The organism is uncultured Porphyromonas sp., from assembly GCF_900541275.1.
Classification (GTDB): domain Bacteria; phylum Bacteroidota; class Bacteroidia; order Bacteroidales; family Porphyromonadaceae; genus Porphyromonas_A.
The window spans coordinates 51,366-62,342 of the sequence record NZ_UQJH01000003.1; the positions used below are offsets into that span (position 1 = coordinate 51,366).

9 protein-coding genes are annotated in these 10,977 nt (G+C 57.4%); all 9 read left to right on the forward strand.

Features of this window, described 5'->3' with window-relative positions:
• Positions 1-235: 235 nt before the first annotated feature.
• The 9 genes from ffh (at position 236) to ftsH (ending at position 10,692) form a co-directional block, all read left to right on the forward strand.
• Positions 236-1,588, forward strand: coding sequence for a signal recognition particle protein (gene ffh / locus QZR17_RS03160; RefSeq protein ID WP_297127573.1), 1,353 nt, complete (start codon positions 236-238; stop codon positions 1,586-1,588).
• A gap of 36 nt (positions 1,589-1,624) precedes the next feature.
• Entirely contained in the window at positions 1,625-2,524 is a 900-nt protein-coding gene (locus QZR17_RS03165) for a tetrahydrofolate dehydrogenase/cyclohydrolase catalytic domain-containing protein (protein ID WP_297127575.1), read from the forward strand.
• A gap of 63 nt (positions 2,525-2,587) precedes the next feature.
• Complete coding sequence (locus tag QZR17_RS03170; RefSeq protein ID WP_297127577.1) at positions 2,588-4,741, forward strand: HDIG domain-containing metalloprotein; 2,154 nt, start codon at positions 2,588-2,590, stop codon at positions 4,739-4,741.
• A gap of 13 nt (positions 4,742-4,754) precedes the next feature.
• On the forward strand, positions 4,755-5,324 hold the full coding sequence (locus tag QZR17_RS03175; RefSeq protein WP_297127580.1) for an RNA polymerase sigma factor: 570 nt from the start codon (positions 4,755-4,757) through the stop codon (positions 5,322-5,324).
• A gap of 77 nt (positions 5,325-5,401) precedes the next feature.
• Complete coding sequence (locus tag QZR17_RS03180) at positions 5,402-5,815, forward strand: hypothetical protein (protein ID WP_297127582.1); 414 nt, start codon at positions 5,402-5,404, stop codon at positions 5,813-5,815.
• A gap of 26 nt (positions 5,816-5,841) precedes the next feature.
• On the forward strand, positions 5,842-6,327 hold the full coding sequence (locus tag QZR17_RS03185; RefSeq protein ID WP_297127584.1) for a hypothetical protein: 486 nt from the start codon (positions 5,842-5,844) through the stop codon (positions 6,325-6,327).
• Between the two features lie 343 nt (positions 6,328-6,670).
• Positions 6,671-8,098, forward strand: a complete 1,428-nt coding sequence (gene rlmD / locus QZR17_RS03190) for a 23S rRNA (uracil(1939)-C(5))-methyltransferase RlmD (protein ID WP_297127586.1) — start codon at positions 6,671-6,673, stop codon at positions 8,096-8,098.
• Between the two features lie 33 nt (positions 8,099-8,131).
• Entirely contained in the window at positions 8,132-8,509 is a 378-nt protein-coding gene (gene rsfS / locus QZR17_RS03195) for a ribosome silencing factor (protein WP_297127588.1), read from the forward strand.
• A gap of 29 nt (positions 8,510-8,538) precedes the next feature.
• Positions 8,539-10,692 carry an ATP-dependent zinc metalloprotease FtsH gene (gene ftsH / locus QZR17_RS03200; protein ID WP_297127589.1) on the forward strand — a complete coding sequence of 718 codons (2,154 nt, stop codon included), beginning with the start codon at positions 8,539-8,541 and terminating at the stop codon, positions 10,690-10,692.
• Positions 10,693-10,977: the final 285 nt, after the last annotated feature.

Here is a 10,977-nt window from a genome sequence, read left to right on the forward strand (position 1 = left end):
AGAGCAGTTTTTTCTCACGACTTCAGGGTCATAACTAATAGCGGTAATAGAGAAATCTATTACCGCTATTGGTCACGCTTATTACCGGTAATAGAAATAGCCCAGAAGGTGTGAGGTAACTTCCCTGTGAATCTCAGTCGCATACGGATGATGCTTTTTTAGTAGATTTGCAGGGTTATGGGCGGGCCGATGGCTCGCAATCGATAATAGCTTGTACTTGTAGTAGCACCATCATATGTTTGAAAGTCTATCGGACCGACTTCTTGAGTCCTTTAAGAACCTTAAGGGAGAGGGATCCATCACCGAACTTAATGTCGCTGACACCGTCAAGGACATACGTAAGGCCTTGCTGGAGGCGGACGTCAATTACACCGTCGCCTCCGACTTTACGAAGAGCGTCCTCGACAAGGCGGTGGGCGAAAAGGTGGTCTCCTCCATCAAGCCGGGACAGAAGCTGGTCCAGATCGTCCACGATGAGCTGACGCGCTGTATGGGCGGCACCGAGGTGGAGCTGAGGACCGACGCGGACCCCAATATCATCCTGATGTCGGGTCTGCAGGGCTCAGGTAAGACCACCTTTGCCGGCAAGCTCGCCAATATGCTGCACAAGAAGAAGGGGCTGAAGCCTCTCCTTGTCGCCGGGGATGTCTATCGACCGGCTGCCATCGAGCAGCTCAAGGTGATCGCTGCTCAGATCGGCATACCGGTCTACAGCGAGGAGGGCAATCAGGATCCGGTGGCGATCGCTGAGCGGGCGCTTGCCTTTGCGAAGATGAATGGTCGCGACACGATCATCATCGATACCGCCGGGCGCCTCGCCGTGGATGACGTGCTGATGACCGAGATCGCCAATATCAAGACAGCGGTCAGACCGACACAGATCCTCTTCGTCGTCGACTCAATGACGGGACAGGATGCGGTGAATACGGCCAAGGAATTCAATGACCGGCTCGACTTCGACGGCGTAGTCCTGACGAAGCTGGATGGTGATACCCGAGGCGGTGCTGCTCTCTCGATCCGGACTGTGGTCGACAAGCCTATCCTCTTCATCGGTACGGGAGAGAAGATGGAGGCAATCGACGTCTTTTACCCCACCCGTATGGCGGACCGCATCCTCGGGATGGGCGATGTCGTCTCCCTCGTGGAGCGGATGGAGCAGCAGTACGATGAGAAGAAGGCTGCCCAGCTGGAGAGCAAGATCAGGAAGAATAAGTTTGACTTCGACGACTTCCTCGAGCAGATCCAGCAGATCAAGAAGATGGGCAACCTCAAGGATCTCTTAGCCATGATCCCCGGTGTCGGCAGTGCGATCAAGGACTTAGACGTAGACGACAGCGCCTTCAGCGGCATCGAGGCTATTATCCGCTCGATGACGCCCGAGGAGCGCGCCAATCCTGACATCATCAACGCTGAGCGGCGGAAGCGTATCGCTGCAGGTAGCGGGAAGGACATACAGGAGGTGAATCGCCTGATCAAGCAATTTAACTCCGCCAAGAAGATGATGAAGAAGATGAGCAGCCTCGGTCTCAATGGCAAGGGCGCTCCCTCTATGGCTCAGATGCGACAGCAGATGAGAGGCGGCAGATGAAATAATCACTTTTTACCAAAATAGTCACACAACATTATGGAAACACCCTACACACTGCTCGATGGCAAGGAGATCAATCGGCAGATGAGAGAGGAGATCAAGGCGGAGGTGGAGAAGATGGTCGCTGAGGGACACAAGTCTCCCCGACTGATCGCTGTACTCGTCGGCCACGATGGTGGCAGCGAGACCTACGTACACAATAAGATGATCACCTGCGAGGCGTGCGGGATCCGTAGCGAGACCCTGCGCTTCGAGGCGGAAATCACGGAGGAGGAGCTGCTCAAGGAGGTCGCTAAGCTCAATGCGGACAATGACCTTGACGGCTTCATCGTCCAGCTCCCATTGCCTAAGCATATCGATGCGCAGAAGGTGATCGAGGCGATCGACCCGAGGAAGGACGTGGACGGCTTCCACCCGACCAACGTCGGCAAGCTCTCCATCGGACTGCCGGGCTTTGTCTCCGCCACCCCCTTCGGCATCTGCGAGCTGCTGAGGCGGTACAACATCAGCACAGACGGCAAGCACGTAGTGGTGCTGGGGCGGAGCGACATCGTCGGAAAGCCGGTGGCACAGCTGCTGCTCCATAAGGACAATCCCGGCAATGCGACCGTCACGGTCTGCCACAGCCACACGAAGGACATCGCCTTCTACACCCGTCACGCCGACGTGATCATCGCCGCACTGGGTCAGCCCCACTTCGTCAAGGCCGATATGGTCAAGGAGGGTGCTGTCGTGATCGACGTAGGTACGACCCGTGTACCGGACGCCTCGAGAGCGAAGGGCTTCCGTCTCTGCGGTGACGTGGACTTCGACAACGTCGCACCGAAGTGCTCCTACATTACTCCCGTGCCGGGAGGTGTGGGCCCGATGACGATCATCGCACTGCTTCACAATACCCTCCTCGCCGCCCGGCGCAATAGGGGTCTCGAGAAGTAAGTCCCGACCTACCCTTCCGCCGAGGGAAGGAACACATGTAATGCACGCATAGGAGAGAGAGGGATGACCGAGGTAATGCGGGAGACTCCCCATCAGCCGTCGGTCATCCTCTCCTTGTCACACGCCAGTCTATCAGATGATATGAAGAAGGTACATCGCACCACCGCTCTCTGGACGTTCGTCGCCATCCTTGCTACGGCGGCGATCTTGGCACTGTGCTACCCGGGCGGGCAGTCACACTTCAAGTACAAGTATGCGGTCAATCAGCCCTGGCGCTACCAAGACGTGCTGATAGCGCCGTACGACTTCGAGGTGCGGAAGAGTCCGGAGGCGGTACAGCAGGAGCAGGCCTACATAGAGGCACACAAGGATCTCTACTTCTCCTACAATAGGGAGGTGTACAGGCAGCAGAAGGATCAGCTACTCGAGGCCTATCACGATGCCAAGCTGCCCCGGGTGATCATGGAGCACAGTAGCTACGTTGCCTATTTGCTGAGGGAGCTGGAACACTTCTACGACCTCGGTATGGTCGATCCGACGGAGGTGGAGCAGCTCACGGACTCCGCCCAGGTCTTTGTGATCGGCAAGGACAATGTGGCTCGGGAGCGCCAGCTCTCCGATCTGATCACCACGGCGGAGGCCTACGACTCGATTATAGCTAACGCACCCAAGGGACTCGACAGCCTCATGCTGCGTCAGGCCGACCTGACGGCGCTCCTGATGCCCAATGTGATCTACGACACCGACCAGACGAGCCGTATGGCGGACGCCCGCATCGCCTCGATCAATGAGGTGGTGGGAGTGGTCTTCAAGGGGACGAAGATCGTCGGACTCGGCGAGATGGTCACCCCGGAGATCTATCAGAAGCTCAAGGGGTACGAGGCGGCCTACAACGAGTACGCTCGCAGCACGTCAGACTTAGCGATCATCCGGCTGGGGTTGCTGGCGCTGATCGCCGGCACGCTGCTGGGACTCTTCTTCTACCTCCGGATAGCCCGTCCAGACCTTATGATCGAGCGACGCAATAGGCTCTTCCTGCTCCTACAGGTGCTGCTATTCCCCGCCGCCTCCTACCTACTTGCTCCGATCTCACCGATGGTGGTATATGTGATCCCCTACTGTATGGTGCTGATCCTGACACGCGTGGTGATGGATGGGCGCACCGCCCTCGTGACCTTTATCACGACCGTGCTCCTCACCACCCTCGTGGTACCTGATGCCTCCCTCTTCCTCCTACTCCAGGTGATCAGCGGGGCGGTAGTGCTGGCGACGCTGTCCGATATTTCTCAGAGACGAGACCTGATCTACTCCGCGGTGTGGGTGCCCTTTGTCCAGATCGCCGTCTACACCGCCTACACGCTCGCCATGGAGGGGACGCTGGCAGGCTTTGACATCAATCTGGTGTGGTACTTTGCGATCGGCTTTATCTTCCTGATGTTCTCCTATCCACTCCTCTATATGGTGGAGAAAGTCTTTGGCTACATCACACCGATCAGTCTCGTGGAGCTGGGCGACATCAACAAGCCGCTCCTCAAGAGGGAGAGCGAAGTGGCACCGGGGACCTTCCAGCACGTGCTTAATGTCTCGATCCTCAGCACCGCTGCGATCTCCAAGATCGGCGGCAACGTGCAGCTGACCCGCACCGGCGCGCTCTACCACGACATCGGGAAGATGAAAAACCCGATCTACTTCACGGAGAACCAGGGCGGAGAGAATAATCCACACTTTAAGCTCCGCCCCGAGGAGAGTGCGAAGATCATCATCAGCCACGTCACGGACGGGGTAGAGATGGCTCGCAACGCGAAGCTCCCCGAGCAGATCATAGACTTTATCCGCACCCACCATGGTCTCGGTATGACGAAGTACTTCTACATCCAGTACTGCAATGAGCACCCTGGGGAGGTGGTAGACGAGAGTATGTTCCGCTACCCGGGGCCCAACCCCTGGACCCGTGAGCAAGGCGTGATGATGCTGGCGGACCAGGTGGAGGCCTCGTCCCGCAGCCTCAAGGAGATGAATGAGGAGATCCTTACCAATCACATCGACAAGATCGTCGATGGCATAGTCAGTGGCGGTTACCTGCGAAATACGCCGCTGACGCTTAAGGACATCGAGATGATCAAGCAGGTATTCCTCGACAAGCTCCGGACGATGAACCACTCTCGGATCAAGTACCCGGAGCTGAATAAGGAGGCTAAGGCAGCTCAAGCCAAGTGAGCCCCACTCTCCCTTGAAGATCAGTCCTGACATACCCGAGGAGGAGCTGGTAGAGCTCGCAAGACAGCAGGAGACCCAGGAGGAGGCCTTCCGCCTCATCGTCGACCGCTACTCGCCGATGCTCTACGCCGTGATCCGTCGTGTGCTCATCACCCACGACGACACCAACGACGCCCTGCAGAATACGCTGATCAAGGTGTGGAAAAACCTTGCCCACTTCGAGGGTAAGTCCAGGCTCTCCACCTGGATGTACACCATTGCACTCAATGAAGCTCGCTCGCTCCTGAGACGAAACCGTCCGGAGCGTCAGTTGCCCATAGAGACCGACACATACAGCCTCGCAGAGACGCTGACCAGCGACCCTTACTTCGATGGCGACGAGGCGGAGATCCAGCTGATGGAGGCGATAGACAAGCTCCCGGAGAAGCAGAGGACGACCTTTGAGCTACGTTACTTCGAGGAGCTACCCTATGCCGAGATCTCTGAGATCACCGGCACCAGCGTCGGGGCTCTCAAGGCGAATTACCACCACGCCACTCAGAAGCTCTACAAGTACCTCGGTGTGGTGGAGGATGAGGATTAAACTTTTGCCACCACTGAGGATCCTATAATTGTACTGAGGTACGAGGAGATACCATTAGAATCGTCTTTCACACAAGTATGAGCATCAAGAGAACTCCCCTGAGGAGCCGTAATATCATCAAGCCACTTGATCCCGCAAGGCACTTCTCCGTCCCCGATGGATACTTCGAGGGGCTGGCGGATCGTGTCAAGCAACGGATCGAGACGATAGAGCAGGTGGAGGAGCGGCTGAGTCACCACAAGCGGGGCGAAAGACGCAGATCCCGCAAGCGCCTCTATATAGCTGTCGCCTCGGTGGTAGCCGTGCTACTTGCCATCCCGCTGATCTACACCACCGGTGTCATGAAGGTTCATGATGAGGAGACGACGCTCTCGGGGCGCAGTGACGACCTGGAGCGCTACGAGCAATACAGCGACCAAGACTACGAGGACTACCTCTCGGAGGACTTGGCGGACGACTATTACCTACACGTCACTTATAGCGGCCTCTGACCTCATAGCCTACCCACATCATCCCTATGAATAGACTAATTCTCACCCTGATATTCCTCTTTGTTCTCCTTCCCCTGTCGCTCGGAAAGGCTCACGGCAGTGGCATGGCGCAGCTGGCGCCACAGCCGATATCTGCCGGTACCGTGGCACAGACTCCTAAGGCAGAGCAGATACGGAAGGAGTGCGTCGCCTATGTAACCCGGACCTGTAAGCTAACAGCAGACGAGGCTAAGGCTCTGGACACCGAGCTGGCGCGCTATGATCGCAAGAAGATGATCCTCTGGAAAGAGCGAGCCGAGCTCCTCGACCTGCTCGAGGATGGGGACCTGAGCGACTACAAGTATGGGAAAACGCTTGAGAAGGTGCTCAATCTCGATGTTGAGCTGAAGAAGTGTCGCCTACGGCTCTACCTATCCCTCAAGCCCTACTTCCAGAATAAGAAGTTGGGCGAGATCTATATCGCCATCAAGGACTTCAAGCAAGACTTCTCCACGAAACAAGGGGAGCTATAATCTTCGCACCACCACTAAGCCCAGCCCGGCAGCCGGTTTGCTCCGATGCTGCCGGGCTGGGCTTTTTTTCCACATACCTAAGCATTAAAATGAGAATGTTGCACGAAGTGCATTCTCGCACATTTGTTTCAAATGTGCTGAGACTTTGCACGAAGGATGAGATGCAAGGCGCTGAGGATGAGGTCGAAGGGAGCGTACTCACGTACGTGACCGAGACCGAATTCCGAAAGCAACGCAGCAGATCGCCTTCGTGCAACAGTCTCAAATTGCGTACATTTGCTCCTGCCCTACTGCAGACCTTGCTATCGGTCCGCCGTAGGTTTTACCCCTGAGATAACCCATTGTGAAAGCTAAGAAAAGAGAGAAAAAGAGAGTGATCGCTCCCGGCATCACCATCGAGAAGATGGCTGCCGAGGGGAAGTGCATCGGACACTTAGAGGACGGGCGTGTGGTCTTTGTGCCATACAGCGCTCCGGGAGACGTGGCCGACCTGCTTATCACGAGGAGCAAGCACTCCCACGCGGAGGGGCTGATCGACCGCTTAGTCACCCCATCGGACCGGCGGCGAGAGCCGGTATGCCCCCACTTCGGTCTCTGCGGTGGCTGCAAGTGGCAGCACGTGCCATACGAGATGCAGCTCGAGGCCAAGCAGCAGCAGGTCTATGACCAGCTGACCCGTATCGGCAAGGTGACGATCGGGGAGCAGCGCCCTATACTGGGCTGCGAGAGGGAGTTGGGGTATCGAAATAAGCTCGAGTTTACCTTCTCCTCCTCCCGCTGGATCACCGAGGAGGAGCGCGACCTGCTGGATGGTGAGGCAGTCGATGAGCGACGAGGAGTGGGCTTCCACATACCGGGACGCTTCGACAAGGTCTTGGACATCCGGGAGTGCCACCTGATGGATGACCTGAATAATAGGATCCGAAACTTCATCCGGCACTACGGTCTCACGCATGAGGGGTACACCTTCTTCGATCTGAGAGAGCAGGTGGGGCTGATGCGGACGATGATGCTACGGATCTCCTCCACGGGCGAGGTGATGCTGGTCATCGCCTTCGGTGAGGAGGATGAGGAGCGCCGCACTGCCCTACTGAGCGCGCTGAAGGAGGCCTTCCCCGAGATCACTTCCCTCCTCTATGTGATCAATACAAAGGGCAACGACACCCTCGACGGGCTCGAGGTGAAGTCCTTCTCCGGCAGAGACTATATCGTCGAGGAGATGGAGGGGCTGCACTTCAAGGTGGGACCCAAGTCCTTCTTCCAGACCAATAGCCGCCAAGCCTATCGCCTCTACTCCGTAGTGCGTGAGCTGGCAAGCCTCACCGGTAAGGAGATGGTCTACGACCTATACACCGGCACCGGCACCATCGCCTCCTTCGTCTCCCGCCAGGCAGCGCACGTGATCGGCATCGAGTACGTCGAGGAGGCCATCCAGGATGCGAGGCTCAATGCGGACTTCAATGGTCTGACGAACCTTGACTTCTACGCCGGTGACATGAAGGACATCCTGACCGATGACTTTGTCTCGTCCCACGGGCGACCCGATGTGATCATCGCCGATCCGCCCCGAGCCGGTATGCACCCCGATGTACTGCAGACGATCCTGCATGCTCACCCCTACCGCATCATCTACGTGAGCTGTAATCCCGCCAGTCAGGCACGAGATTTGCAGACTCTTCAGGAGGAGTACGCCGTCGCCGTGACGCAGCCGGTGGATATGTTTCCGCAGACGCACCATGTCGAGAACGTCGTCCTCCTCGTCCGTAAGTAACTCACACCATTTTATTTCAATACATCCCGACTTTTGACAACTTCGACCACCACACACGAGCGCACGGAAGCGCTAGTCCACAGTATCGTAGAGGGCCTCAGGGCCAAGAAAGGACACGCCATCACCATCCTCGACCTGCACCGCTTGCATGATCGACCCACCGACTATATGATCATCGCTGAGAGCAACAGCCCCACAGGCATCAGCACTCTCGAGGAGTCGGTCCGCGAGGTGGTGGAGGAGCAGGCCGGTGAGCGTCCCATCCGCGTCCACAAGGGGAGCGGTGAGTGGATCGCCATGGACTATGTCGATGCTATGGTCCATATCTTCACGCCGGAGCTCCGCACCTTCTACCATCTCGAGCAGATGTGGGAGGATGCCGACAGGACCCAGCTGGAGGACGAAGTCTGAGATGTATTATAGAGAATTGATCCACTCGTATGCCAAATAATACCATACCTCAGAGAGGCAATCCGAAGCGAAAGCCAAATATCAATATCGGCTGGATCTTCATGATCATCATGATGGTGATCCTGGGGCTCTACTTCTTCGGAGACAACAGCAACGCCCGCTCTGTCAAGTGGTCTGACTTCCAGACCTTGATGGAGGATGATGCCTTTGAGTCCATCACCGTCTACTCCTCTAAGGGGAAGGTGGATGCCACCCTCCGCCAGGGCAAGGAGGGTCGTCTCGTCGACCTCGGCATCATACCGGCCGAGCAAGTCAAGCAGACCCGCCCACGCCTCCTCGGCGCTACCCAGGTCACGTCAGAGATGCCGGGGGCGACAGCCTTCAATGACATCTATCAGAGGATCAAGAGCTCAGACAAGCCGATCTCCACAGAGATCTCGTACGTCAATCAGAGCATCAGCATCTGGACCATCCTCCTCCAGACCTTACCCTTCCTCCTCCTGATCGTCTTCTGGATCTGGATGATGAGGGGCTTCTCCGGGATGGGCGGTCGTGGCGGTGTGATGAATGTCGGCAAGTCCAAGGCTCAGCTCTTTGACCCGGAGACAAAGGTGAAGACCACCTTTGACAACGTTGCCGGCCTCTATGGTGCCAAGCAAGAGGTGATGGAGGTGGTCCACTTCCTCAAGGAGCCCAAGCGCTACACCCACCTCGGCGGTAAGATCCCCAAGGGCGTACTCCTCGTAGGGCCTCCCGGCACCGGTAAGACTCTCCTCGCCAAGGCTGTTGCCGGCGAGGCGGGCGTGCCCTTCTTCTCCCTCAGCGGCTCAGACTTCGTCGAGATGTTTGTCGGCGTGGGAGCTAGTCGCGTGCGAGACCTCTTCAGCACGGCAAAGGAGAAAAGCCCTTGCATCATCTTCATCGATGAGATCGACGCCATCGGTCGGGCGAGGGGAAAGAATGCCGGCTTCGGTGGCAACGACGAGCGAGAGAATACCCTCAATCAGCTGCTGACGGAGATGGACGGCTTCGACACCAATAGCGGAGTCATCGTCATGGCGGCTACCAACCGTGCCGACATCCTCGACAAGGCACTCATGCGTGCCGGCCGCTTTGACCGACAGATCTACATCGACCTGCCCGACCTCAATGAGCGAAAGGAGATCTTCCTCGTGCATATGAAGGGGCTCAAGCTAGCGCCCGACGTGGATCCGGACAAGATGGCCCGCCAGACGCCGGGATTCTCCGGGGCAGACATTGCCAACGTCTGCAATGAGGCGGCACTGATCGCCGCTCGCGAGTCGAAAAATGCCGTGGAGGCAGTCGACTTCTCCAACGCCGTCGACCGCGTCGTCGGTGGACTGGAGAAGAAGAGTGCCATCATCACCAAGTCGGAGAAGAAGATGATCTGCATCCACGAGGCAGGTCACGCTACCATCAGCTGGCGTCTCCGCTATGCCAATCCGCTCGTCAAGGTAACCATCGTACCGAGAGGGCGCGCACTCGGAGCCGCCTGGTATATGCCTGAGGAGCGGCAGATCGTCCCCAAGGAAGCGATCGAGGACGAGATGTGTGCGACCCTTGGCGGCCGTGCCGCTGAGGAGCTCTTCATAGGGCACATCTCCACAGGGGCCTCCAATGACCTCGAGAAGGTGACCCGCATGGCGCAGGCGATGGTGGTCAATTATGGCATGAGCGACAAGATCCCGAACGTCAATTATCAGGACAATCAGGGTGAGTACAACTTCACCAAGCCCTACAGCGACGAGACTGCCCGACTGATCGACCAAGAGATCCGGAGCATCATCGCTGAGCAGTATGAGCGAGCCAAGAAGATCCTGCAGGAGAATGAGGAGGGTCATCACGAGATGGCAGACCTGCTCTTCCAGCGCGAGGTGATCTACACCGAGGATGTGGAAAAGATCCTCGGCAAGCGCCCATGGGACTCCCGGGCTGAGGAGCTACTCAGGGATGCGGAGGAGCAGGGAGGCGAGGTCAAGGAGGAGACCCCTCACGAGACCGAGACACCCGACCACCCCTCTGACGAGCCTAAGGGCACGTCCTCGGAGGGCAGATCCACTCCCCCACCCCCACCCTTTTCCTCTAAGGCTGAGGAGGAGGACTCCTGCAGCGAGCAGGTCCACGACTCCGGCATCCTCGGAGCGGACTCCTGCGGAGACTGATCAGTGGCACCGCTCTAAGCAAGCATTAGCGTAAGAGATCGAGGCTCTCTTGTCCGGAAGGGACGAGGGAGCCTCGATCTCTTTTTTTACCCTCACGTCACCGGATCAGGTGGACTAATAAAGACGCGCACACACCCTTTCGGCACCGCGACCATCCATAGTGAGAGACCAAACCGCCCCCGATGATCGCCATCACTCAGTGAGGGCACCAAAGCCTCCTAATAGGTCTACATATCCCACGAAACTCCTCCACTTTCGCACACCTCTTGAGAACCCAAGGAGCGT